Consider the following 24703-nt stretch of genomic DNA (forward strand, 5'->3'; position numbering starts at 1 on the left):
CCCCAGGCCATGCGTTCGACAGGGGGAGAAAGTCATGCCAACTCCGGAGGCCGGGCGCCCCATTGCGGGGCCACGAAGAAGGTAATGGGGGGGGCGGCCGCGTCACGGCCACCGACATCGGCCCGCGCGCCCTGGCCTGCGCCCGTGAGAACGCCCGACGGCGGGGCCTTGCCGAGCGCGTCGAGGTGACGGGTCCGGGACTGTTCCCCGAGGGACGCGCCGACCTCGTCGTCTGCAACCCGCCCCGGCTCCCGGCCCGGCCGTCCTCCGCGCTGGAACAGGGCGTCTCCGACCCGGGCGGCACCATGCTCCACGGCTTCCTGGACGGACTGGCCGCCCGTCTCGCGCCGGGCGGCGAGGGCCGGCTGGTCCTGTCGGACCTGGCCGAGCATCTGGGGCTTCGCCCACGCGGCGAACTGCTGTCGGCGATCGAGGGCGCGGGGCTGCGGGTACGCGGGAGGACCGACACCAGGCCGCGTCACCATCGCGCGGCGGACCCCGGTGATCCCCTCCACGCGGCCCGCGGCCGGGAGACGACCTCGCTGTGGCGTCTGGCCGCCCGCGGCTGATCCACCGTCATGTCTCGTCGTGTCGGGCCCGGCTCGGCTGCACCCGCTTGGGCTCTCCCGGCATCTTCGGATACTCGGGCGGGTACGGCAGATCACCCAGACCGTGGTCGTGTTCGTCCTGGCGTGCCAGTTCCAGCAGCGCGTCGAGCGAGAAGGCGTGATCGTCCATGTCCGCGTGCACGTCGCCGAGTTCGGCGAAGCGCGCGGGCATGGTCGCGAGGTCGAAGTCCCGCGGGTGCGCCTCGCCGACCTCGTCCCAGCGCAGGGGTGCGGAGACAGGGGCGTGCGGGCGGGGCCGTACGGAATAGGCGGACGCGATGGTGCGGTCCCTGGCGGTCTGGTTGTAGTCGATGAAGATGCGCTCGCCGCGCTCCTCCTTCCACCACTTGATCGTCACCTGGTCCGGCATCCGCCGTTCCATCTCCCGGCCCACCGCGATCGCGGCCCTGCGGACCTCCGTGAAGGTCCAGCGGGGTTCGATCGGCACGAACACATGCAGGCCCCGTCCGCCGGACGTCTTCGGCCAGCCGCGCAGTCCGCCGAACTCCTCCAGTACGGCGCGGAGTTCACCGGCCGCGCGCACGGCGTCGTCGTAGTCCGTGCCGGGCTGCGGGTCGAGGTCGATGCGGAGTTCGTCCGGGCGGTCGACGTCGTCGCGCCGCACCGGCCAGGGGTGGAAGGTGAGCGTGCCGTACTGGGCGGCCCACAGGACGGCGGCCTCCTCGGTGGGACACATCTCGTCGGCGCTGCGGCCGCTGGGGAAGGTGATGTGGGCGGTCGGGATCCAGTCGGGCATGTTCTTCGGCGCGCGCTTCTGGAAGAAGGACTCGCCGGTGACGCCGTCCGGATAGCGCTCCAGGGTGGTGGGGCGGTCGCGCAGGGCGCGCAGGATGCCGGGGGCGACCGCCTGGTAGTAGCGGGCCAGGTCGAGCTTGGTGAACCCGCGCTCCGGGAAGAAGATCTTGTCCGGACTGGACAGCCGGACGGCCCGGCCGCCCACCTCCAGTTCCACCGCTTCACCCATGCGAGCCACGGTAGGCGTACCACGCAAACCTTGCACACCGGGCATACGCGGCTTAACGGGCGCAGAATCGACAGCATGGATCTGCCGGTGATGCCGCCCGTGAAGCCGATGCTCGCCAAGTCGGTGGCCAGGATCCCGCCGGGCATGCAGTACGAGGCGAAGTGGGACGGGTTCCGGGCGATCGTGTTCCGCGACGGGGCCGAGGTCGAGCTGGGCAGCCGTACCGGCAAGTCGCTGACCAGGTACTTCCCCGAGCTCGTGGCCGCCCTCCGGGAGAGGGTCCCCGAGCGCTGTGTGCTGGACGGGGAGATCGTGATCGCGCGCGGCGGCCGCCTGGACTTCGACGCGCTCACCGAGCGCATCCACCCGGCGGCCTCCCGGGTCCGCACGCTCGCCGAGCGGACACCGGCGTCCTTCGTGGCCTTCGACCTGCTGGCCCTCCAGGACGAGTCACTCCTCGACGTCCCGCAGAGCGACCGCAGAACGCTGCTGACCACGGCCCTGTCCGGGGCGACCGCCCCGGTGCACGTGGCCCCGGCGACCACGGACATCGAGGTGGCTCAGCGGTGGTTCGAGCAGTACGAGGGGGCGGGCCTCGACGGGGTCATCGCCAAGCCGCTCACCCTGCGCTACCTCCCGGACGAGCGCGCCATGTTCAAGATCAAGCACGAGCGGACGGCGGACGTCGTCGTCGCCGGCTACCGCTTCCACAAGAGCGGCCCGATCGTCGGTTCCCTCCTGCTCGGGCTCCACGACGACGCCGGCACCCTCCAGCACGTGGGCGTGTCGGCGGCCTTCCCGATGAAGCGGCGGGCCGAGCTGGTGGCGGAGCTGGAGCCGCTGCGCATGGAGGACGCCACCGGACATCCCTGGGCGGCCTGGTCGGACGAGGCGGCCCACGAGAGCGCCCGGCTGCCCGGGGCGCCGAGCCGCTGGTCGGGCAAGAAGGACCTGTCGTGGGTGGCGATCCGGCCGGAGCGGGTGGCCGAGGTGGCGTACGACCACATGGAGAACGGCGTACGGTTCCGGCACACGGCCCGCTTCCGCCGCTGGCGTCCGGACCGTGAGCCGGAGAGCTGCACCTACGCGCAGCTGGAGGAGCCCGTCAGGTACGACCTGAACGAGATCCTGGGCTGAGCCGCGGGGGACCTAGGGCCGCATCAGCACCTTCACCGCGCCGTCCTGCTTCTTCTGGAACATCTCGTACGCGTGCGGGGCGTCGGACAGCGGCACATGGTGGGTCGCGAAGTCGTCGACGCCGAGCGGGTCCTCGTCGGTCAGGTACGGGATGATCTCGTCGCACCAGCGCCGCACGTTGGCCTGGCCCATCCGGATCTGGAGCTGCTTGTCGAACATGGTGAGCATGGGCAGCGGGTCGGCCATGCCGCCGTAAACACCGGACAGGGAGATCGTGCCGCCACGGCGTACCAGCTCGATGGCCGTGTGCAGGGCGGCGAGCCGGTCGACGCTGAACCGTTCCGCGAACGGTCCGCTGATCCTGCGCGGCAGCAGGGCGGAGGCGTGCTGGGCCAGCCGGGCGACCGCGCTGCCGTGGGCCTCGGTGCCCACGGCGTCGATCACCGCGTCGGGGCCCCGGCCGTCGGTCTCGTCACGGATGGCCTGCACGAGCTCCTTCTCGCTGTCGAAGCTCCTCAGGTCGTACGTCTGCACACCACGCGCGCGTGCCCGGCGCAGTCGCTCGCTCACCAGGTCCACGCCGAACACCTGTCCCGCGCCCCGCACCTGGGCGATACGGCAGGCCATGTCGCCGATGGGTCCGAGGCCGAGCACGGCGACGCTGCCGCCCTCGGGGACGTCCGCGTAGGCGACGGCCTGCCAGGCGGTGGGCAGCACGTCGGAGAGGTAGACGAAGCGGTCGTCCGCCGGGCCCTCGGGCACCTTGATGGGGCCGTACTGGGCCTGCGGGACGCGCAGGTACTCGGCCTGGCCACCGGGGACCGCGCCGTAGAGACGGGTGTAGCCGAACAGGGCCGCGCCCATGCCCTCGCTGGTGACCTGTGTGGTCTCGCACTGGGTCGGCAGCGAGTTGAGGCACATCCAGCAGTTGCCGCAGGCGATCTGGAAGGGCACCACGACCCGGTCGCCCGCCTTGAGATCCGGTACCGCCGCACCGACCGCCTCGACGATGCCCATCGGTTCGTGTCCGAGGATGTCGCCCGGCGTCATGAAGGGGGTGAGCACCTCGTACAGATGCAGGTCCGAGCCGCACAGCCCGGTGGAGGTGACGCGGATGACCGCGTCCGTGGGTTCCTGGATCCCCGGATCGGGCACGTTCTCCACCCGTACGTCCCTCTTGCCCTGCCAGGTCACTGCCTTCATCACGCCACTCCCTTCGGGCTCTGCGCAGGCGCCCCGGGTACCCGGGGCGCCTGCGCCGAACCGCGCTGTGGGCCGCTCGGCGTAGCTACGCGCTCCTCGGAGGTATTCACCTCGGCCGATCAAATCCCACCGGGTATGGCCACCAATGAACACATAAGCGCACAATCAGTGAAACGAGACTTGGGTGGCGACGGTGGGCATGGGACAAAGGGCGCGCAAGAGACGCGCCACGACTACGGCGGCGCTCCTGGCCGCCGCACTGACGATTTCCCTGGCGGCGGGCTGCACAGGCACCAATCAGCCCGGCCCGGTCGACGACGGACGAGGAACGGACGGGACCCAGGACACGGACCAGGACCACGACCCGAGCCAGGAGCCCTCGCAGAGTGGGCTGACCGGTGAGTCCGCGCTCGCCGTGAAGATCGACAACGCACGGGCGGCCCGCCCGCACACGGGCACCGATTCCGCGGACATCATCTACGCCGAGCAGGTCGAGGGCGGACTGAGCCGGCTGATGGCGGTGTACGCGACCAAGCTCCCCAAGGTCATCGGGCCGGTGCGCAGCGCCCGGGAGTCCGATCTGGAGCTGCTGCGCCAGTTCGACCACCCGACGCTCGCCTTCTCCGGCGCCCAGGGGAAGCTGATGCCGCTGATCGACAAGGCGCCGCTGAACCCTCAGACACCCGACAAGACGTCCGGCGCCTACTACCGGGGCGCCGACAAGCCCTCCCCGCACAACCTCTATCTGCGCCCCGACCGGCTGATGCCCTCCATCCCGGGCGCGGACGCCCTGACGACCGGCTTCACCTACGGCGCCGCCCCGTCGTCCGGCGGGACGAAGGACACCTCGGAGACCGTGCGCTACCCGGCGGCCACCTTCCGGTTCGCCTGGTCCTCGAGCCGGGACCGCTACCTGGTCTCGATGGACGGCACACCGGCCGTGACGACCGCCGGCAAGCGGCTCGCCCCGGCGACGGTCGTCGTGCAGTACGTGAAGATCCGCAAGTCCGACTTCTACGACTTCCTCGGCAACAACACGCCGTACACCGAGACGGTGGGCTCCGGGAAGGCGAAGGTGCTGCGCGGCGGGAAGGCGTACACCGTCGACTGGAAGCGCGAGAAGGCGACGGACGGTACGACGTTCACGACGGGTGACGGCGATCCGGTGAACTTCGCCAAGGGTCAGGTCTGGGTGCTCTTCGCCAAGGCCTAGCGCTGGGCGACGAGGGGTTCCGCGGGGTTGCGGAGCCCCTCGGCCGCGTCCGAGACGCGCTGGATCAGTTCGAAGAAGACGGACTGCTCCTCGGCGGAGAGCGGGGCCAGGAAGACCTGGTTCATCCGGGCCGTGCGGACGGTCAGCTTGCGGTGGGTGCGCAGCCCGTCGTCGGTGAGGCGCAGCAGGAACCGCCGGCCGTCCTGCGGATCGCGCACCTTGTCGACCAGCCCGCGGCGGCCGAGCCGGCTGATCACCTCGGCGATGGTGGACCGGTCCAGACCCACCCGCTCCCCCACCGTGCGCTGGTCGAGGCCCGGCTCGGCGACGAGCGCGTTGAGGACCGCGAACTGCGGCGAGGTGATCTCCTCCGAGACCATCGTGTTCCAGAGCAGGTAGTGCGCCTGCTGGAGCCGCCGGGCCAGGTGCCCGGGGTGGGTGGTGAGATCCACCGCGGCCATGTGCGCTCCTGAGGTCGGATTCGTAAGTGCACTGAACGATACCGGGCGAGGCCCAGACTGTCTGCAACATCGCCCGCCCTTGTGACCTCCTACTTCTCAGAGGTCTTGACGTCGCCCGCGTCCGGTGACAGCGTGAAGGAAACTTCACCGAAATACTCAGTGCCCTGATTAATCAGCGGGATGGAGCTTCACGCATGGACAAGGTGGTCGCCACCGCCGCCGAGGCGGTGGCCGATGTGCCGGACGGCGCGACACTCGCCGTCGGCGGCTTCGGACTCAGCGGTGTGCCGAACGTGCTGATCCAGGCCCTGTACGAGCGTGAGGTCAGCGGCCTCGGCGTGGTCTCCAACAACTGCGGGGCCATGGAGTCCGGGCTCGCGGTCCTGCTCGCCGCCGGCCGGATCGCACGGGTGACCGGCTCCTACATCGGCGCCAACAAGGAGTTCGCCCGGCAGTACCTGTCCGGCGAGCTCGAGGTCGAGATGATCCCGCAGGGCACGCTCGCCGAGCGGCTGCGCGCCGGCGGCGCGGGCATCCCCGCCTTCTTCACCCCGGCGGGGGTGGGCACCCAGGTCGCCGAGGGCGGACTGCCGTGGCGCTACGACGGTGAGGGCGGCGTCGCGCTCGCCTCGCCGCCGAAGGAGGTGCGGGAGTTCGACGGCACCGAGTACGTGCTGGAGCGCGGCATCCGCACGGACTTCGCGCTGGTGCGGGCGGCCAGGGGCGACCGGCACGGGAACCTCGTCTTCAACAAGTCCACGCGCAACTTCAACCCCCTCGCGGCGATGGCAGGGCGGGTGACGATCGCCGAGGTCGAGGAACTCGTCGAGCCGGGCGAGATCGAACCGGACGCGGTGCATCTGCCGGGAATCTTCGTGCAGCGGGTGGTGGCCCTGACTCCGGAGCAGGCCGCCGACAAGCGGATCGAGCAGCGGACGGTGAGTGCGTGATGGCCTGGACACGTGAGCAGATGGCCGCGCGCGCGGCGCGCGAGCTTCAGGACGGGCAGTACGTCAACCTCGGCATCGGCCTGCCCACGCTGATCCCCAACTACCTCCCGTCCGGTGTCGAGGTGATCCTGGAGTCCGAGAACGGCATCCTGGGCACCGGCCCCTACCCCACCGAGGACCAGGTCGACCCGGACCTGATCAACGCCGGCAAGGAGACCGTCACGGTCCTGCCCGGTGCCTCCTTCTTCGACTCGGCGCTGTCCTTCTCGATGATCCGCGGCGGCCACATCGACGTCGCCGTGCTGGGCGCCATGCAGGTCTCCGCCAAGGGCGACCTCGCCAACTGGGCCATCCCCGGCAAGATGATCACCGGGATCGGCGGCGCGATGGACCTCGTCCACGGCGCACGCACCGTCATCGTGGTCATGACCCACACCGCCAAGGACGGCTCCGCGAAGATCCTCGAGGAGTGCGCGCTGCCGTTGACCGGCAAGGCGTGTGTGAACCGGACCATCACCGACCTCGGCGTGATCGACGTGACGCCGGAGGGGCTCGTGCTGATCGAGGCCGCCCCCGGCGTCCTCGCCGACGAGATCATCGCCAAGACCGACGCCAAGCTGACCGTCGCGGAGGAACTGCTGTGAAGCCCGTCTACCTCGTCGACGCGGTCCGCACCCCGGTCGGCCGCTACAACGGCGGCCTGTCCTCGGTGCGTCCGGACGACCTGGCCGCCCATGCCATCCGCGAACTCCTCGCCCGTACGCCCGGCCTGGACCCCTCCCGCGTCGAGGACGTCTACTTCGGCAACGCCAACGGCGCCGGCGAGGAGAACCGCAACGTCGCCCGCATGGGCGCCCTGCTCGCGGGCCTGCCGACGTCGGTCCCCGGCGTCACCGTCAACCGGCTGTGCGCCTCCGGTCTGGAGGCGGTGATCCAGGCGGCCCGCGCCATCGCGGTCGGGGACGCCTCCATCGCCGTGGCCGGTGGTGTGGAGTCGATGACCCGGGCGCCGTACGTCCTGCCCAAGAACGACCGGGCCTTCCCCGCCGGGCACACCGAGCTGTACTCGACCACGCTCGGCTGGCGCATGGTCAACCCGCGGATGGACCCGCAGTGGACGATCCCGCTGGGCGAGTCGGCCGAACTCATCGCCGACAAGCACAAGATCACACGTGAGCAGCAGGACGAGTTCGCGCTGGCCTCGCACCGGAAGGCGGCCAGGGCGCAGCAGGCCGGGCTCTTCGACGCCGAGCTCGCGCCCGTGTCGATCCCGCAGCGCAAGGGCGATCCGGTGGTCTTCGGCGCCGACGAGTGCGTACGGGCGGACGCCTCCCTGGCCGCGATGGCGAAGCTCAAGCCGTCCTTCCGGCCCGACGGGGGGACGGTCACCGCGGGCAACGCGTCCCCTTTGAACGACGGTGCGGCGGCGCTGCTGCTGGTGGACGAGGAGGGCCTGCGGGCCACGGGGCGCGAGCCACTGGCCCGGGTCTCCGCGACCGGTGTGAACGCCCTCGACCCGGACTACTTCGGACTCGCCCCCGTAGAGGCCGTGAACCGGGCACTCGCCAAGGCGGGCAAGGGGTTTGGCGATCTGTCGGTCCTGGAGCTGAACGAGGCGTTCGCCGCGCAGGTGCTCGGATGTGTTGCCGAGTGGCCCGAGTTCGACCCGGCGATTCTCAATCCGCAGGGCGGGGCGATCGCCCTCGGCCATCCGCTCGGTGCGTCGGGTGCCCGCCTCGCCGGAACTGTCGCCCATCAACTCGCCCGCCAGGGCGGTGGAGTCGGTGTCGCCACGCTGTGCATCGGCGTGGGGCAAGGACTCGCCCTCGTGCTGGAGCGCTGAACATCGATCGCGACTGCCGGCCGGCTGTGGCTGGTCGCGCAGTTCCCCGCGCCCCTTCGGGGCGCGACACCGGCCCCCGACTTTCAGGAAAACCCAGGACCTTCCCATGACACTCACCCAGCACGACATCGACCAGGAGATCGCGGCCGAGCACGCCGCCTACGAGAAGCGGATCGCCGACGGCGCCCCCGTCGAGCACCAGCCGCGCCACGACTACGCGCCGTACCGCTCCTCGGTCCTGCGCCACCCCAAGCAGCCGCCGGTCACGATCGACGTGTCCAAGGACCCGGAGCTGGTGGAGCTGCACTCCCCCGCCTTCGGCGAGCGGGACATCACCGAGATCGACAACGACCTCACCCGGCAGCACAACGGTGAGCCGATCGGGGAGCGGATCACCGTCTCCGGGCGGCTGCTCGACCGCGACGGGCGCCCACTGCGCGGCCAGTTGGTCGAGATCTGGCAGTCCAACGCGGCCGGCCGGTACGCCCATCAGCGCGAGCAGCACGACGCCCCGCTGGACCCGAACTTCACGGGCGTCGGCCGCACCCTCACCGACGGCGACGGCCACTACCACTTCACGACGATCCAGCCGGGCCCCTACCCGTGGCGTCAGCACCTCAACGCCTGGCGCCCGGCACACATCCACTTCTCGTTCTTCGGCACGGCGTTCACCCAGCGGCTCGTGACGCAGATGTACTTCCCGGCGGACCCGCTGTTCCCGTACGACCCGATCATCCAGTCGGTGACGGACGACGCGGCCCGGCAGCGCCTCGTGGCGACGTACGACCACAACCTGTCGGTGCCGGAGTTCTCGATGGGCTACCACTGGGACGTCGTGCTCGACGGCCCGAACGCCACCTGGATCGAAGAAGGGCGCTGACCTGACATGACGAGGATCGACACGAGCCGTCCCGAGACGGTGCTGCCCACTCCGTCGCACACGGTCGGGCCCTTCTACGGCCACGCCCTCCCCTTCCCCGGCGGCGGCGACATCGCGCCCGTCGGCCACCCCGACACCATCGCGCTCCAGGGATACGTCCACGACGGCGAGGGCAAGCCGCTGCCGGACGCGTTCGTGGAGCTGTGGGGCGCCGACCCGGACGGCAACGTCCCGACGGTCGACGGCTCCATGCGGCGCGACCCGGCGAGCGGCGGCTTCCTGGGCCGCAACGGCGTGGAGTTCACCGGCTGGGGGCGCGTCCAGACCGACGCCAACGGCCACTGGTCCGCACGGACGCTGCGGCCGGGCGCCCGCGGGCGGAGCGCCCCGTATCTCAGCGTGTGCGTCTTCGCGCGCGGACTCCTCGTGCACCTCTACACCCGGATCTACCTCCCGGGCGACGAGGCGGCGCTCGCCGCCGACCCGCTGCTCGCCCAGGTGGACGAGGCGCGCCGGGGCACGCTCATCGCGACGGACGACGGCAAGGGGACCTACCGTTTCGACATCCGCCTTCAGGGCGAAGGCGAGACGGTCTTCCTGGAGTTCCAGTGACTTCTGCCGAACTCGACGCCGGTCTGCTCGCTCCCGGGTGGGCCGGCTCCCCCGCCGCCTCCGCGACGAGCGACGCCGCGTATCTGCGCGCGCTGCTCGACGCGGAGGCCGCGCTGACCCGCGCCCAGGCGACGCTGGGCCTGGCTCCCGAGGAGGCCGCCACGGCGGTGACCGCGGCCGCCCGGTCCGGGGACTTCGACGCCCGGGACATCGCCGTACGCGCGCGTACGGGCGGCAACCCGGTGATCCCGCTCGTCGCCGACCTCACGAAGGCGGTCGGCGGGCAGTACGGGCCGTACGTCCATCGGGGTGCGACGAGCCAGGACATCATGGACACGGCGACGGTACTGGTGGCCGTGCGCACTCTCGACCTGGTCCGTGCCGACCTGGGACGGACGGAGGCGGCGCTGGCCCGGCTGGCCGCCGAGCACCGTGACACCCCGATGCCGGGGCGCACACTCACCCAGCACGCCGTGCCGACGACCTTCGGGCTGAAGGCGGCCGGCTGGCGGTCGCTGGTACTGGACGCGCGGGACCGGATCACGGCCGTACGGAACGCGCTGCCCGCCCAGCTCGGCGGTGCGGCCGGGACCCTGGCCGCCTTCACCGCGTACGGCGCCGCCGACCCGACCGCGCTGCCGGCGGCATACGCCCGGGAACTCGGCCTCCAGGCGCCCGGGCTTCCCTGGCACACCCTGCGTACCCCGATCGCCGATCTCGCCGGATGTCTGGCGTTCACGGCCGGAGCGCTGGGGAAGGTCGCCACGGATGTGCTCACGCTGGCCCGTACCGAGATCGCCGAGGTGTCGGAGGGCAGCGGCGGCGGTTCGTCGGCGATGCCGCACAAGGCGAATCCGGTACGGTCCACGCTGATCGCGGCCGCGGCCCGGCGGGCGCCGCAGCTCGCGGCCACGCTGTACGGGTCGCTGACCGCGGAGGACGAGCGGCCGGCCGGGGCCTGGCACGCGGAGTGGGAACCGCTGCGGGACCTGCTCCGGCTGGTCGGCGGCGGCGCCCGGGACGCCGCCGAACTCACCGAGGGGCTGCGGGTGCACGCGGAGGTGATGCGTGAACACCTGGACCTCACCCATGGGTTGATCGTCTCCGAGCGGCTCTCCGCCGAACTGGCGCCGGTGCTGGGCCGGGCGCGTGCCAAGTCCCTGCTGACCGAGCTGGCGAAGCGCACCTATGCCGAGGAACGCAGTCTGGGCGAACTCCTGGCGGAGGAAGCCGAGTTGAAGGATGTCGACCTCGACAGCCTCGCCGACCCCGCCCGCTACACGGGGGCCGCCGCCACCCTCACCGACCGTGCTCTGGAGCGACGTTGACCGAGAAACTCCTCAACCACCTGGCCGAGGGGCCCGCTTCGGCTCCCCCGCTGATCCTCGGGCCGTCACTCGGGACGTCGTACGCCCTGTGGGACAGGGTCGCGCCCGAGCTGTCCGTCACCCACCGGGTGGTCCGCTGGGATCTGCCGGGACACGGCGGCAGCGCGGCCGGCCTGATCGGTCCCGGCGCCGCCGTCGGTGACCTCGCCGACCTGGTGCTCGCGCTCGCGGACTCGCTCGGCATCGAGCGGTTCGCGTACGCGGGGGTGTCGCTGGGCGGTGCGGTCGGGCTGCACCTGGCCGTGCACCACCCGGAGCGGGTGTCGTCGCTGGCCGTGATCTGCTCGTCGTCGCACTTCAACGGCTCCAGGTCCTGGCAGGAGCGGGCCGCGCAGGTCCGCGCCGAGGGCATGGACCGGCTCGTGGAGAGTGCCGACGCCCGCTGGTTCACACCCGGATTCACGGTGCCCCGGCTCATCCGGGACCACCGGGACGCCGACCCCGAGGCCTACGCCGCCTGCTGTGACGCGCTCGGCGCCTTCGACATCCGGGAGCGGCTGGCGGAGATCTCCGCACCCACCCTGCTCGTCGCGGGCCGGGAGGACCCGGCGACCCCGCCGGCACATCTGCGGGAGATCGCGGACGCGGTGCCGGGCGCCGCGCTCGTCGAGATCCCCGGGGCCTCGCACCTGGCGGTCGCGCAGTGCCCGGAGGCCGTACTGACCGCTCTGCGCGCACACTTCGACGGTGGCGCCAAGCGGGGCATGGAGGTACGGCGCGAGGTGCTCGGCGACGCGCACGTGGACCGGGCACAGGCCCGGCAGTCACCGTTCACCGCGCGTTTCCAGGACTTCATCTCGCGCTACGCGTGGGGCGAGATCTGGACCGACCCGACGCTCAGCCGTCGCGAGCGCAGCATGATCACCCTGACCGCGCTGGTCGCCCACGGGCACTACGACGAGCTGGCCATGCATGTCCGGGCGGCCCGGCGCAACGGTCTGACGCCGGACGAGATCGGCGCGGTACTGCTCCAGACGGCCGTGTACTGCGGGGTTCCGGCGGCCAACTCGGCGTTCGCCACAGCGCAGCGCGTGCTGGCGGAAGAAGAAGGGTGACCCTGCCGGTCGTAGCTTCGACAACACCACGCACATGCCTCCGCCGCGGGCCTACGGTGGAGGCATGTCCACGATTCTGATCACCGGCGCCACCTCCGGACTCGGCCGCCACCTCGCCTTCGAGCTGGTCCGCTCCGGCCATGTCGTCCTGGCCCACGGCCGCGATCCGGGCCGTACCGAGCGGCTCGTCGAGGAACTGCGCACCGAGGGCGACGCCGAGGCGTTCGTGGCCGACCTGGCCTCCCTGGCCGAGGTGCGGGAGCTGGGCGCTCGGGTCGCCGACGCCCGTCCCGACCTGGACGTACTGATCAACAACGCGGGCGTCGGAGCGGGCGCGCCTGGCACGGGGCGCGAGGTGAGCACCGACGGCCACGAACTGCGGCTCGCCGTGAACTACTTGGCGCCGGTGGCCCTGATCCGTGCCCTGCTGCCGGTGCTGCGCGCGAACGCGCCCACCCGGATCGTCAACGTGGGCTCGGTCGGCCAGGACCCCGTCGACTTCGACGACATCGAGTTCCGGCGCGGGTACGACGGCTTCGCGGCGTACCGACGCGCCAAGTTCGCCCTGGCGGCCCATACGTTCACCCTGGCCGAGGAGTTGGCCGGTACGGGCGTCGCGGTGAACGTCCTGCATCCGGCGACCTTCATGGACACGGCGATGGTGCGCGAGGGCGAGTTCACACCGTGGAGCACGGTGGCGGACGGCGCGCCGGGCGTCCTGGCCCTGGCCACCCAGGACGTGGGGACGGGCGGCTACTTCGACGGAACGAGCCCGGCGCGGGCACACGAGGAAACGTACGACAGGGACGTACAGAAGCGACTGGCGGCGGTCACCGACCAACTACTCGCGCTGTAGCGCCCCTCCAGGGGCGCGGGGAACTGCGCGACAAGCCACAACGGGCCCGCAGCCGCCGGACGACCGCAGCTGCCGGGCTCTAGCGCAATCCTCTCCCCGTCTCCAACACGTCCCGCGCCTGCGCCACCAGCCCGTCCGCCCCGCACGACCGCGCAAGCGCCAGCCCGCGATTGATCTCGGCGACTGACCGCGCGGCGATCCCGTACTCCACCCGCGCGGCCGCATGCTCGTACTGACACGGCGAGGACTCCAGATACGTCACCGCCTGGGACAGCAACCGCACCGCCCGCTGCCCGGTCTCCAGCGCGGCAGCGCACCGCAGGGCCTCCCCGATCGCCGTGTCCGTGCCGAAGCGCTCGGCGCGGCGCCGGGCGTCGGAGGCGAGCTGGGCCGCGCGGACCGGGTCCGTCGTGGCGAGGGCGCGGGCGAGGTCGAGCGCCCAGGGGACCATCACCGGGTTGAGGTGGCTGCGGGCGGTCGCCGCCTTCTCCGCGGCCTCCAGCTCGTTGACCGCGTCCTGGGTGCGGCCGACGGCGAGCAGCAGCCGGCCGCGTACGGACTGCGGGTCGGGCAGCACGATGGTGGACGGATAGGGCGGGGCGAATCCGTACTGTTCGGCAACCTGCCAGGCCTCGTCGACGTGGCCGCGGGCGAGCAGCGTGTCGACGAGGTTGCACGTCGCCGACCAGTACAGGGGCAGTCCCCGGCCGACGCGCTCGGCGATGCGCAGGGACTCGCGCAGCGTGGACTCGGCCTCCCTGAGGCGGCCGCGCCGGCGGTGTGCGAAGCCGAGGAAGGCGTGCGCCAGGGCGAGGTGGCCGCCGCTCCAGCCGGCCGACTCGTAGGTGCGCAGGGCCTCGGTGAACATGCTCTCGGCGCGGTCGAGCCGGTCGGTGTAGGTGTAGGAGCTGGCGAGCATCATGAGGATCTCGAGGCCCCACTCGGTGTCGGTCCAGCCGAGTCCGGGTGCCAGGCGGCCGTTGACGAGGGCGCGGTCGCTGAGCTCGACGACGATCTCCGCGTTCTCGCCGTGGGTCATGGCGTCGAAGCCGCGCAGGATGAGCAGGGCGCGCTCGGAGTTGTCGCGCCCGGTGCAGGTCGCGGCGAGTTCGGCGAGCCGCTCGGAGCGCCCCGGCGAGCTGGTCTCGCCCGCGTGGATGCCCTCCCACATGTACTGGACGGCCCGCAGCCGCAGTTGTGCGGGCCCGGGGCCGAGCCGGGCGGCTCCGCCTCGACCGTGCGGACGGCGTCCTCCAGCTGGTCGTTGTGGAGCAGGGCCTGGGAGAGGCGGAAGACGGCGTCCACGCGTTCGACGCCGTCCAGGCCGGGCATGGCGAGCGCTGACTGGAGGTGGTCGACGGTGACGGCGGGCGCGGTCAGCAGGGTGGCGCAGCCGAGTTCGTAGAGCACGCGCGCGTGGGTCTCCGGGCGGGGTGGTTCCCGCAGTGCACGCTCCAGACAGCGGCGGGCCGCGTCGGGTGCGCCGACGGCGACGTGTTCGCGGGCGGCCTCGCGCAGCTGCTCGACGAGTTCCTCGTCGTCGTCCGGGTGCACCTGGAGCAGGTGGCGGGAGGCCATGGCGGCGCCGAGCCCGGAGTCGGCGACGACCTGGGCGGCGATGCCGTGCATGGCGGTGCGCAGGGCGTCGGGGATGGAGTTGTAGACGGCGGTGGCGATGAGCGGGTGGACGAACTCCAGGTCGCCGTCGTCGGCCGGTACGACGGCCGGGTCGGGTTCGGTGAGGATGCGGGCGTTGCGCAGGAGTTCGGCGCAGCGCACGGCGTCGGCGCGGCCCATGGTGGCGAGCTTGGCGACGAGGTCGACGGAGATGCCGGTGCCGAGGATGGCCGCCGCCCAGGCGAACCGGGTGGCCTCGATGCCGAGTCCCTCCAGGCGGGCGACGAGGCCGCCGCCGCGCGCGGAGCGGTTCAGGGCGCGCAGTTCGCAGGCCTGGGCCTCGACGGGTTCGAGTTCGCTGTCCTGGACCTTGGCGAGGAGTTCGACGGTCTCGTAGGGGTTGCCGCCGGTGACGGCCCAGACCTCGCGGCAGAACGGGGCGTCGGCGTGCGCGCCGAGGGTGGCGCGGGTGAGGCCCGCGGTGGCGTCCGGGGTGAGGGCGCTGAGCGTGGCGACCGGGCCGCCCGCGGCGGCCGCGACGGCGTCGAGGTGACGGGCGCTCTCGCCGGTGACGTCCCCGGGGCGGCGGGCCACCACGAGCAGGACGGAGAGGTCGTCGAGGCGCTCGGCGAACGCGGCGAGCCAGCGCAGGGTCTCCTGGTCGGCCCAGTGCGCGTCGTCGATCACGAGGACGAGCGGCCAGTCGCGGCGGGCGAGCCGGCGCACCGCGGCGACCAGACCGTCGCACACGCCCTGCGGGTCGGCCTGGCGCTCGCCGGGGTCCGTCACGCCGAGGGCGGGCCCCGCGATGTCGTACCAGTCGCCGAGGTACTCGCGTGCCTCCTCCGGCATCAGGGAGACCAGCGCGGGCTGGAGCAGTTGGCGTACGACGTTGAAGGGGACGGACCTGAGGGTCTCGCCGCCGCGGGCGGACCAGACGGTGCAGCCGCGTGCCTCGGCGACCCGGCGCGTCTCGGTGAGCAGTGCGGTCTTGCCGAGTCCCGCCTCGCCCCGGAACACCAGGAGGCTGCCCGAGGAGGACCGGTCCGCGCGAAGGATGTCGATCGCCCGCTCCACGGCGGCGACCTCCTCGTCGCGCTCCCAGAGGGAAGCCGAGGCGGCCGGCGTGGGCCCTTCCTCCGTCATCCCATTACCTCCCCAAGTCGCCCGAACGACGTACAGACCTCGAGCGTAGCCGTCCTATTGGCTGAGTGGAGGGCGGTCCGGGCAGCTGTTGCCCCGACGGGTGACAGCGGTGTCGGACAGTCGACGCACCAGGCCTGTGACCGGCCGCCCCTTGCTGTTTGACGGACGGTCAAAAACCGGAGGAGGAGCCCATTTTCCAGGATCGGAAGGCAGGTCGCTCGCGCCGTGCGCTGGTCGCGGGGTCGGTGGGCAACTTCATCGAGTGGTACGAGTTCGGCGTCTACGGCTACTTCGCCACGATCATCGCGGCCCGCTTCTTCACCCCGGAGGGCGGCAGCGAGGCCGAGGCGCTGGTGAAGACGTACGCGTCGTTCGCCCTGGCGTTCTTCTTCCGGCCCGTCGGCGCGGCCCTGTTCGGCCGGCTCGGGGACCGCGTCGGGCGGCGTCCGGTGCTGATCCTGGTGATCGTGCTGATGACCGGCGCGACGACACTGATCGGCGTGCTGCCGACGTACGCCCAGGTCGGCGCGCTGGCACCCTGGCTGCTCACGTTTCTGAGGGTGCTTCAGGGGCTGTCCGCGGGCGGGGAGTTCGGCGGGGCGGTGTCGGTGATGACCGAGTTCGCGCCGCCGGGGCGGCGGGGGCTGTACGGGTCGTGGCAGTCGTTCACGGTGGCGCTGGGTCTGCTGGGCGGTGCGGGGGTGGCGGCGCTGCTCGCCACCGTGCTCACGGAGCGGCAACTGGGCGACTGGGGCTGGCGGCTGCCGTTCCTGCTGACGCTGCCGATGGGGCTCACGGCGCTGTGGCTGAGGTTGCGGCTGGACGAGACGCCCGCGTTCCGGGAGGAGCACGACGTCGAACGGCCGCCCGCGCGCCAGGTGGTGGGTGCCATCGCGCTGGGCGCCGGACGGATCATGGGGTGGGCGGCGGCCGGTTACACCTTCCTCGTCGTGCTCCCCTCGTATCTGCAAAGCACCCTGAACGCGAGTTTCCGGCAGGCGCTGGTCGCCACCGTGCTGGCCAACCTGGGCTTCGCGGCGACGATCGTCCCGGCCGGGCTGCTGAGCGACCGGGTGGGACGACGCCCGGTGATGCTGACGGGGGCGGTGCTCGTGACGGTCCTGGCGGTGCCGCTGCTCAACCTCCTCCAGGACAGCGGGACTTCGAACGCCGTGAAGGGCGCGGCGGTGTGCGGCGCGGGTGCCGTGGTGGGGCTGATGGCGGGGCCGGGGCCGGCGATGCTGGCGGAGCTGTTCCCGACCACCGTGCGCTACACGGGTCTGGGACTCGCCTACGCCCTGTCCAATGCGGTCTTCTCGGGTTGCGCGGGGCTCATCATCACCAAGACGGTGGAGCGGACCGGGAACGTGGACATCCCGGGGTACTACGCGGCGGCGACCTGTGCGGTGAGTGTGCTGGCGCTGGTCAAGTCTCCCGGACGGAAGGCGGGTTGAGCGCATGCGGGTGATCGGTCTGATGTCCGGGACGTCGTACGACGCCATCGACGCGGCGGCGGCCGAGCTGGACCTCGTCGGGGACAGCCTGGTCCTGAGACCGCTGGGAAAGGTGAGCGCGCCGTACGACGACCCACTGCGCGAGGCGCTCGCCGCGGCTCTTCCGCCGGGGACGGCGTCGATGGCCGAGGTGTGCCGACTGGACACCCTGATCGGACAGGCGTTCGCGGCGGCGGCCGTCCGGGCCGATCGTGAACTGTGCGACGGGCGTGCCGAGTTGATCGCCTCGCACGGGCAGACGGTGTATCACTGGGCCGTCGGTGGCCGGGTGCACGGCACGTTGCAGATCGGACAGCCCGCCTGGATCGCCGAGGCGACCGGACTGCCCGTGGTCGCCGACTTCCGGCCCCGCGACATCGCCGCCGGCGGTCAGGGCGCCCCGCTGGTCAGCCTGGTCGACCTGCTGTGGCTGCGGGGCCGCCCGGGCACGCCGGTCGCGCTCAACCTGGGCGGCATCGCCAACCTCACCGCACCCGACGGGACCGCTTTCGACACCGGCCCCGGGTGCGCGCTGATCGACGCGGCGGCCCGGGGGTTCAGCGGCGGGCGCCTGGCCTACGACGCCGACGGGGCGCTGGCCGCACACGGGACAGTGCACGGGACGCTGCTGGAGCGGCTGCTCGCGGAGCCGTACTACGCGCTGGCGCCGCCCAAGACGACCGGCAAGGAGCTGTTCCACCTAGGGCACCTCCAGGAGGCCCTCGCGGGGTTCGGGACGCTGTCGGCCGAGGACGTCGTCGCCACGCTGACCGCGCTCACCGCCCGGACGGTGGCCGACGCGGTCCGGGCGGTGCACGCGACGGAGGTGATCGCCTCCGGCGGCGGGACCCGCAATCCGACGTTGATGGGCATGCTGGCCGAGTCCGTGCCGGGCATCGCGCTGCGCACCTCCGACGAGCTGGGGCTGCCCTCGGACGCGAAGGAGGCGTACGCCTTCGCCGTCCTGGGATTCCTGACCGTCCACGGACTGCCCGGCACCGTGCCCGCGAGCACCGGCGCCCGGCACGCGCGCGTCCTCGGATCGGTGACTCCCGGCCGGGACGGACTGCGTCTGCCGCCGCCCGCGCGAGAGAAACCTGTACGACTCGTACTGGAGTGACCGGAATTCGGTCCGCCCCTCTCATCCGCCTTTCACCGACGCCTCATACGGTGGGGGCATGACGCAGGTGACTCCTCCCGGGTGGTACCCCGATCCCGGACAGACAAGTGACGGTCCCGCCACCGAGCGCTGGTGGGACGGCAGGGCATGGACGGACCAGACCCGCCCCGCGGGGTCGGCCGCCCTCTGGGGTCCCCCGGCGCAGGCGCCCGCCGACGGGGCGTATCCCACGTATCCGGCCTATCCGGGTCAGCCACCGGCCGGCGGACGGCGCGGGCTGCGCACCGGCATAGCCGTGGCGGTGGCGGTCGCGGTCCTCGCCAGCATCGGTGTGGGCGTGTGGGCGCTGGCCGGCAACGACTCGGACGGCGGCAGCGCCTCGCAGCAGGGGCCGGGCGGCGGGCAGGGCGGTGCCGGGGGCCAGGACGGTTCCACGGGCGGCCAGGGCGGGCCGGGCGGGAACGGCGGTCCGGGTGGCTCCGGCGGTTCCGGCGGGGCCTCGCCCTCGCCCGAGCAGTCCGAGGCGCCGAAGATCGAGAGCGGTTCGGTGACCGACGCGATCAGCGGGATCAGCATCCCGATCCCGGACGGCTGGTACGGCCAGCAGATCCAGGCCGGCGCGTCGGTCACGTCGAACGACTCGTACCAGTGCCCCGGCGACACCTCCCAGAACTGCACGAAGGGCGGTGCGTACTCGGCTCCCGCGACCCTGCTGGGCACCGCCGGCTCGACGGCCGAGCAGGTCGCCAAGGCGGACATCGAGGCGAACGCCGAGCAGTCCTACGGCGGCAAGACCTACGGTGCGATCACGTCGCACGACGTGCTGGCCTCCAAGGCCGTGACCGTCGCCGGGCAGAAGGGCTACCTGGTCCGCTGGAAGGCGGTCACCAGCAAGGGCGCCGACGGCTACGTCGAGTCGCTGGCCTTCCCCTCCCCCGCGAACGCGCGGCAGATCGTCGTCGTGCGCTTCGGCGTCGACGTCGGCGAGAAGCAGTCCGTCATCGACGAGATCACCAAGGGGATCAAGGTGTCCACGGGCGGCGGCAGCGGCCAGGACGTCTGACAGCCCGGGGAAACCCGTCGGCCGGGTGGGGCGCCTCTCCGCTCAAGAGGAACCCCACCCGGCCGGGGGGTGCGCGCCGCCCCCGTCCCCACGGTGCGGCGCGAGCAGGTCACCGTCCAGTCATCCCGTGGACGGCGGCCTGGGTCTTATGTGAGCCCCAGTGCGGGCAGCACCGCGGCCTCCACGAAGCAGACCAGGTACTGCGGATCGGCGTACTCCCCGTCCACGATGGGCCGCGCCCGGATCACGCCGAACATCTGGGCCGGGATGTACTCCAGCGCCGGATGCCCGGCGGCGACCTCACCTCGGTCGACCCCGCGCTGGAGGATCTCCTTCAGCGACGCGATCTCCGGGTCGACGAGCGCCTCCCGCAGTGCCTTCGCCAGCTCCGGGTCCTGCGTGACGGCGTGCCCGAGGGCCTGGAGCAGCTTGGTGTCGCTATTCGACCAGCGGCCCGCGGCCCGCGCCACCTCCCGCAAGTCGTCCGCGAGCGATCCTGTATCGATGCCGGCGAACTTCGACTGGCGCCGGGACCGCAGCGCGGCCACCACGAACTGCGGCTTGGTCTTCCACTGCCGGTAGAGCGTGGACTTGCTGCAGCGGGTGCTGGCGGCGACACCCTCCATGGTCACGGCCTCATAGCCGCATTCGCGGACCTGTTCGAGCACGGCGTCGTAGAACTCCTGCTCACGCTCGGGCGTGATCTTGGAGCGGCGCGAGGCGGCGACCGTCTCCGGTCCGTCCGCGGCCTGCGACGTCATCGGCTCTTCTCCTCGTTCGAGTGGGGCTTGAGCGACTTCATACAAGGTGGTGCGGGGCTGCTTCCAGTGTGGCGTACGTCTATCGATACGTGAGTGTACCGGTACACGACCGTATCGGTACACTGGCGTATCGGTACGCACCCGTATCGATGAGCGCCGATGAGTTCGCCGCACCAGACGAGTCTCCAGCTCAGCCCGCACCACCGTCAGCGAAGGGGCCGGGGGATGAATGCCCGCACCGAGCCTGCAGAAGCGGAGACCCGCGCCATAACGCGGCCGCCACTCGTCCGTGAGCTCCTGCTTGTCGCAGGACTCTTCCTCGTCTACAAGTTCGGCCGTCAGCTGGCGACCGGACACACCGGCGAAGCGTTCCGCAACGCCCACCGCGTGTGGGACCTGGAACGAGCCGTCCACCTGCCCGGCGAGGGCGACGTACAGAATCTGCTGCTGCACGGCGACTCTCTCGTGCACATCGCCAACACCTACTACGCCACGATCCATTTCCCGGCCACCGCGGCCTTCCTGGTCTGGCTCTATCTGCGCCGGCCCGCGCACTACGTCTGGGCCCGCCGGGTACTGGCCGCCGTCACCGGTGCCGCACTCGTGGTGCACCTCGTCTTCCCGCTCGCCCCGCCGCGCATGCTCGCCGCGACGGGCCTGGTGGACACCGCGCGCATCTACGGACCGTCGGTGTACGGCCCGCCGCAGACCGACCACCTGTCGAACCAGTTCGCGGCGATGCCGTCGCTGCACTTCGGCTGGGCCCTGATGGTGGCGATCGGACTGATCGTGGCGACCCGGTCGCGCCTGCGCTGGCTCTGGCTGCTGCATCCGCTGCTGACACTGACCGTGATCGTCGGGACCGCGAACCACTACTGGCTCGACGCGATCGTGGCGGCGGCCATGCTCGGCATCGCGCTCGCGGTGATCCGCCTGCCCCGGCCCTCGGCGCCGACCGCAGGGCAGCCCCGGGAAAGCCAGGAGACTTCGGCACCGGTCGAGGAGAACGTCCTGGTCGGAGCCGGCCGATGAGCGCCACCGCCCTCGCCGTCGTCCTGTCCCTGTTCTCGGCCGTCGCCTACGCGGGCGCTGCCGTCGCCCAGGAGCGGCTGGCCTCCCGCAACCCCGGCTCGGGGATGCTGCGGCTGCTCGGCTCCGGCGCCTGGTGGTGGTCCGTCGCCCTCAACGCCTCCGCCGCGCTGCTGCACGTGGTGGCCCTGAAGTACGGCCCGCTGACCGTGGTCCAGCCGCTCGGCGCGCTCACCCTGGTCGCCGCGGTGCCCATGGGCGCGCGGGTCGCCGGGCGCCGGGTCGGCGCGACGGAGTGGCGGGGGACGGCGTACACCCTGATCGGGCTGGCCGCGATCCTCGTCACGGCGTCCGGTCCGGCGCCCGACGACGTGCTCAGCATGCCGGAGGCGCTGGCGGTCGCCGGTGTGACGGCCGCGGTGATCGGCCTGCTGGCGCGCCGGGGCACCCGTCCCGGCCTGCGCCACGCGTCCGCGTCGGGCTTCGCCTCCGGGGTCGCCTCGGCGCTCACCCAGACCGTGACGGTGGCCGCGACCGACCGCTCGGACTCCGTGCTCAGCGTGCAGGTCATCGGCGTCGCGCTGCTCGTCGCGGCGTTCGCGGCCGGCGGTCTGCTGCTGTCCCAGGTCGCCTACCGGGGCGGCCTCGGCGCTCCGCTGGCGGTGGTGACCCTGGCCAATCCGGTGGCGGCCGCCGTCATCGGACTGTCACTGCTGGGCGAACGCCTCCAGGGCGGCGCGACGGGCATCCTCCTCGCACTGGCCGGGGCGGGACTCTCGGCATGGGGTGTGGTGCTGCTGAGCCGGGTGACGCCGGACGTGGTGGCGGTGGATCAGGCCTACGACGACGTGGTCGCGGCGGATCAGCCGCTCGACGACGGCATCACGGTCTCCGATGCCGAGCACCCCGTCGCGGCCGTCCTGGCACTGGAAGCCGCGAAGGTGCCGCCCGAGTCGGTGCTGATGCCCCGGCAGCCCGACCCGGGGCACCTCACCTCGCTCTGACCCGGGCGGCTCCGGCTACGCGGTGATGATCGCCGGGTCGCTCACCCCGGGCCGCCCGTTCTCGACGTGCCCGGCGAACCTCCGCAGGAACGCCGGGTCGGTGTCGGACGTGACAGTCAGGTCGTACCAGCGCCGGCTCGCCGCGAGGTCCACGCAGTGCCTGACGGTGCTGCCGGGCCGCACGGTGAGGGTGCGGGCGCGACCGCCGTAGCCGCTGATGACCTTGAGCCGGGCCGTCCCGGTGCCCTTGTTGGTGAAGGTCAGCTCGACATCGTCACCGGAGTGCCGTGCGGTGATCTCGGGTCCGGCCGCCTTGTTCGCACCCTTGAAGGAGCGCACGAAGCCGTTCGGGCCGTGCACGGTCAGGTCGTACGACCCGGCGGAGTACGCCGAGTTCCAGGTGTCCGCGATCGTCTTGCCGGCCTCCGTGGTGTAGGTCCACGGGCCGTCGGTGCGGTTGCCGGAGGTGACGTGGAAGGCGGCACCGGCCTTGGCGCCGGAGGCGAACGTCAGCGTGACCTTGCCGGCCGCCGCGTCGACGGAAGCGTCCACGTGCGGGGCGTACTTGAGGGGGCGGGACGGACGCAGACCGCGTTCCTGCTTGGGCATGTCCGGGTCGGCCGGCGGCGTCGGCCGGTAGTCGGGGTGCCGCTCACGGTCCTGCGGCTCGTACTCGTCGGTCTCCGGCAGCGCGGCCGGGCGGCTGTCCTTGCGGGAGAAGTCGAAGGCCGAGGTCAGGTCGCCGCAGATGGCCCGGCGCCAGGGCGAGATGTTCGTCTCCCTGACGCCGAAGCGGCGCTCCATGAACCGCAGGATCGAGGTGTGGTCCAGGGTCTCGGAGTTGACGTAGCCGCCCTTGCTCCACGGCGAGACGACCAGCATCGGTACCCGGGGGCCGAGGCCGTAGGGGCCCGCCGGGCGGTTGCCGTCGCCGGGGTAGAGGTCGAGTGAGACGTCGACGGTCGACTTGCCCTGCGCCGGGGACTTCGGCGGGAGCGGCGGCACCACGTGGTCGAAGAAGCCGTCGTTCTCGTCGAAGGTGATGAACAGGGCCGTCTTCGACCAGACCTCCGGGTTGGAGGTGAGGGCGTCGAGGACCTGCGCGATGTACCAGGCACCGTAGTTGGAGGGCCAGTTGGAGTGCTCGGAGAACGCCTCGGGGGCGGCGATCCAGGAGATCTGGGGCAGCGTGCCGGCCTTGACGTCGGCCTTCAGCCGGTCGAAGTAGCCGTCGCCGTTCTTGACGTCGGTGCCGGTACGGGCCTTGTCGTACCAGGGGTCGCCGGGCTGGGCGTTGCGGTACTTGTTGAAGTAGAGCAGCGAGTTGTCGCCGTAGTTGCCCCGGTAGGCGTCCGCGATCCAGCCCCAGGAGCCCGCCGCGTCCAGGCCGTCGCCGATGTCCTGGTAGATCTTCCACGAGACGCCGGCCTGCTCCAGGCGCTCGGGGTAGGTCGTCCAGCCGTAGCCGACCTCGTCGTTGCCCATGACCGGGCCGCCGCCGGTGCCGTCGTTGCCGGTGTAACCCGTCCACATGTAGTAGCGGTTCGGGTCGGTCGAGCCGATGAACGAGCAGTGGTAGGCGTCGCAGACGGTGAAGGCGTCGGCGAGCGCGTAGTGGAAGGGGATGTCCTCACGGGTCAGGTACGCCATCGTGGTGGTGCCCTTCGCCGGCACCCACTTGTCGTACTTGCCCCCGTTGTAGGCCTGCTGGCCGTCGGTCCAGCCGTGCGGCAGACCCTCCAGGAACTGCATGCCCAGGTCGTCGGCTTCCGGGTGGAAGGGCAGGACGTCCTTGGTGCCGTCGGACTGGTGCCAGATGGACCTGCCGTTCTCGTGCCGCACCGGGCGCGGGTCGCCGAAGCCGCGAACGCCCCGCAACGCGCCGAAGTAGTGATCGAAGGAGCGGTTCTCCTGCATCAGGACGACGATGTGCTCCACGTCCTCGATCGACCCCGTGCGATGGTTCGCCGGGAGCGCGGCGGCGCGCTGGATGCTGCTCGACAGCGCGGTGAACGCCGAGGTGGCGCCCGCGAGTTGAAGGAATCTGCGCCGGTTGACTTCGGGCATGGGTGGGTACTGCCTCTCATCCAGGGGTGCGGATGGCCGGAACATGACGGAATGCGCGCGGTGCGAGTGTTCCAAGAGCACCAAACGTCAGGGAAGGGTGCGGTGGCGCTCGTGTGAAAGTCAGCGGTACGGGAGGGGTGCCGGGCCGGGGCCCGGGGACGGGGGCGCGGTGCTGCCGGCCGGCCGTACCCCGCGAGGGGCCGGGCCTGCCG

General features: G+C 71.9%; 20 protein-coding genes and 2 pseudogenes. 16 read left to right on the forward strand and 6 right to left on the reverse strand.

All coding sequences use genetic code 11. The annotated features are described in order from the left end of the window. Positions 1-89: 89 nt before the first annotated feature. Positions 90-569: pseudogene (locus ACIOHP_RS42285) on the forward strand (methyltransferase); the annotation flags it as partial. Between the two features lie 7 nt (positions 570-576). On the opposite strand, the gene ligD reads toward ACIOHP_RS42285, so the two are convergent. Then, a complete protein-coding gene (gene ligD / locus ACIOHP_RS42290; protein WP_361543398.1) occupies positions 577-1593 on the reverse strand; it encodes a non-homologous end-joining DNA ligase in 1017 nt (338 codons plus the stop codon). Between the two features lie 75 nt (positions 1594-1668). Between ligD and ACIOHP_RS42295 the strand changes: the two genes are divergently transcribed. Continuing rightward, the gene (locus ACIOHP_RS42295; protein ID WP_401895922.1) at positions 1669-2730 is read left to right on the forward strand and encodes an ATP-dependent DNA ligase; all 1062 of its coding nucleotides are present in this window, start codon (positions 1669-1671) and stop codon (positions 2728-2730) included. Between the two features lie 12 nt (positions 2731-2742). Here ACIOHP_RS42295 and ACIOHP_RS42300 read toward each other — a convergent pair whose 3' ends face one another. After that, positions 2743-3933, reverse strand: a complete 1191-nt coding sequence (locus tag ACIOHP_RS42300) for a zinc-dependent alcohol dehydrogenase (protein WP_401895924.1) — start codon at positions 3931-3933, stop codon at positions 2743-2745. Between the two features lie 199 nt (positions 3934-4132). On the opposite strand from ACIOHP_RS42300, the gene ACIOHP_RS42305 reads away from it, so the two are divergent. Then, a complete protein-coding gene (locus ACIOHP_RS42305) occupies positions 4133-5146 on the forward strand; it encodes a DUF3048 domain-containing protein (RefSeq protein WP_401895925.1) in 1014 nt (337 codons plus the stop codon). On the opposite strand, the gene ACIOHP_RS42310 is transcribed toward ACIOHP_RS42305, so the two are convergent. After that, positions 5143-5607, reverse strand: a complete 465-nt coding sequence (locus tag ACIOHP_RS42310; protein WP_266885666.1) for a MarR family winged helix-turn-helix transcriptional regulator — start codon at positions 5605-5607, stop codon at positions 5143-5145. The two genes, ACIOHP_RS42305 and ACIOHP_RS42310, sit on opposite strands and share 4 nt — an antisense overlap. A 194-nt stretch (positions 5608-5801) precedes the next feature. Between ACIOHP_RS42310 and ACIOHP_RS42315 the strand changes: the two genes are divergently transcribed. The 8 genes from ACIOHP_RS42315 (at position 5802) to ACIOHP_RS42350 (ending at position 13191) form a co-directional block, all read left to right on the forward strand. Beyond that, complete coding sequence (locus ACIOHP_RS42315) at positions 5802-6557, forward strand: CoA transferase subunit A (protein ID WP_361494460.1); 756 nt, start codon at positions 5802-5804, stop codon at positions 6555-6557. Next, positions 6557-7201, forward strand: a complete 645-nt coding sequence (locus ACIOHP_RS42320; protein WP_401895929.1) for a CoA transferase subunit B — start codon at positions 6557-6559, stop codon at positions 7199-7201. Before ACIOHP_RS42315 ends, ACIOHP_RS42320 begins: the two co-directional genes overlap by 1 nt. Continuing rightward, positions 7198-8400: a thiolase family protein gene (locus ACIOHP_RS42325; protein ID WP_401895930.1), complete on the forward strand. Its 1203-nt coding sequence runs from the start codon at positions 7198-7200 to the stop codon at positions 8398-8400. Before ACIOHP_RS42320 ends, ACIOHP_RS42325 begins: the two co-directional genes overlap by 4 nt. 106 nt (positions 8401-8506) lie before the next feature. After that, positions 8507-9280, forward strand: coding sequence for a protocatechuate 3,4-dioxygenase subunit beta (gene pcaH, locus ACIOHP_RS42330; protein ID WP_401895932.1), 774 nt, complete (start codon positions 8507-8509; stop codon positions 9278-9280). A gap of 6 nt (positions 9281-9286) precedes the next feature. Beyond that, positions 9287-9892 (forward strand): protocatechuate 3,4-dioxygenase subunit alpha, encoded by a 606-nt coding sequence (pcaG, locus tag ACIOHP_RS42335; protein ID WP_401895934.1) that lies wholly within the window; start codon positions 9287-9289, stop codon positions 9890-9892. Then, positions 9889-11220 (forward strand): 3-carboxy-cis,cis-muconate cycloisomerase, encoded by a 1332-nt coding sequence (gene pcaB, locus ACIOHP_RS42340; protein WP_401895935.1) that lies wholly within the window; start codon positions 9889-9891, stop codon positions 11218-11220. Before pcaG ends, pcaB begins: the two co-directional genes overlap by 4 nt. Beyond that, positions 11217-12335, forward strand: a complete 1119-nt coding sequence (gene pcaD / locus ACIOHP_RS42345) for a 3-oxoadipate enol-lactonase (protein ID WP_401895937.1) — start codon at positions 11217-11219, stop codon at positions 12333-12335. The genes pcaB and pcaD overlap by 4 nt, the downstream gene beginning before the upstream one ends. 64 nt (positions 12336-12399) lie before the next feature. Further along, complete coding sequence (locus tag ACIOHP_RS42350) at positions 12400-13191, forward strand: SDR family NAD(P)-dependent oxidoreductase (RefSeq protein ID WP_401895939.1); 792 nt, start codon at positions 12400-12402, stop codon at positions 13189-13191. 79 nt (positions 13192-13270) lie between these two features. On the opposite strand, the pseudogene ACIOHP_RS42355 reads toward ACIOHP_RS42350, so the two are convergent. After that, positions 13271-15954, reverse strand: a pseudogene (locus ACIOHP_RS42355) (ATP-binding protein). A gap of 245 nt (positions 15955-16199) precedes the next feature. Here ACIOHP_RS42355 and ACIOHP_RS42360 point away from each other — a divergent pair. From ACIOHP_RS42360 to ACIOHP_RS42370, 3 genes are read left to right on the forward strand one after another with little or no spacing between them, the layout of a single operon-like run. Further along, positions 16200-17408 carry an MFS transporter gene (locus tag ACIOHP_RS42360; RefSeq protein WP_401895941.1) on the forward strand — a complete coding sequence of 403 codons (1209 nt, stop codon included), beginning with the start codon at positions 16200-16202 and terminating at the stop codon, positions 17406-17408. 4 nt (positions 17409-17412) lie between these two features. Beyond that, positions 17413-18567, forward strand: coding sequence for an anhydro-N-acetylmuramic acid kinase (locus tag ACIOHP_RS42365; protein ID WP_401895943.1), 1155 nt, complete (start codon positions 17413-17415; stop codon positions 18565-18567). Positions 18568-18625: 58 nt separating this feature from the next. Then, positions 18626-19630: a DUF2510 domain-containing protein gene (locus tag ACIOHP_RS42370; protein ID WP_401895944.1), complete on the forward strand. Its 1005-nt coding sequence runs from the start codon at positions 18626-18628 to the stop codon at positions 19628-19630. A 146-nt stretch (positions 19631-19776) separates the two neighbouring features. Here the strand turns inward: ACIOHP_RS42370 and ACIOHP_RS42375 are convergent, their stop codons facing one another. Then, a complete protein-coding gene (locus tag ACIOHP_RS42375; RefSeq protein WP_361494429.1) occupies positions 19777-20391 on the reverse strand; it encodes a TetR/AcrR family transcriptional regulator C-terminal ligand-binding domain-containing protein in 615 nt (204 codons plus the stop codon). Positions 20392-20616: 225 nt separating this feature from the next. Here ACIOHP_RS42375 and ACIOHP_RS42380 point away from each other — a divergent pair, with 225 nt between their 5' ends. Both ACIOHP_RS42380 and ACIOHP_RS42385 read left to right on the forward strand, forming a co-directional pair. Beyond that, the gene (locus ACIOHP_RS42380; RefSeq protein ID WP_401895946.1) at positions 20617-21423 is read left to right on the forward strand and encodes a phosphatase PAP2 family protein; all 807 of its coding nucleotides are present in this window, start codon (positions 20617-20619) and stop codon (positions 21421-21423) included. Continuing rightward, entirely contained in the window at positions 21420-22424 is a 1005-nt protein-coding gene (locus tag ACIOHP_RS42385; protein WP_401895948.1) for a hypothetical protein, read from the forward strand. Before ACIOHP_RS42380 ends, ACIOHP_RS42385 begins: the two co-directional genes overlap by 4 nt. Before the next feature lie 15 nt (positions 22425-22439). On the opposite strand, the gene ACIOHP_RS42390 is transcribed toward ACIOHP_RS42385, so the two are convergent. After that, a complete protein-coding gene (locus ACIOHP_RS42390) occupies positions 22440-24491 on the reverse strand; it encodes a phosphocholine-specific phospholipase C (RefSeq protein WP_401895950.1) in 2052 nt (683 codons plus the stop codon). Between the last annotated feature and the right edge of the window lie 212 nt (positions 24492-24703).

This window comes from Streptomyces sp. NPDC087859, from assembly GCF_044742595.1.
GTDB lineage: Bacteria > Actinomycetota > Actinomycetes > Streptomycetales > Streptomycetaceae > Streptomyces > Streptomyces canus_F.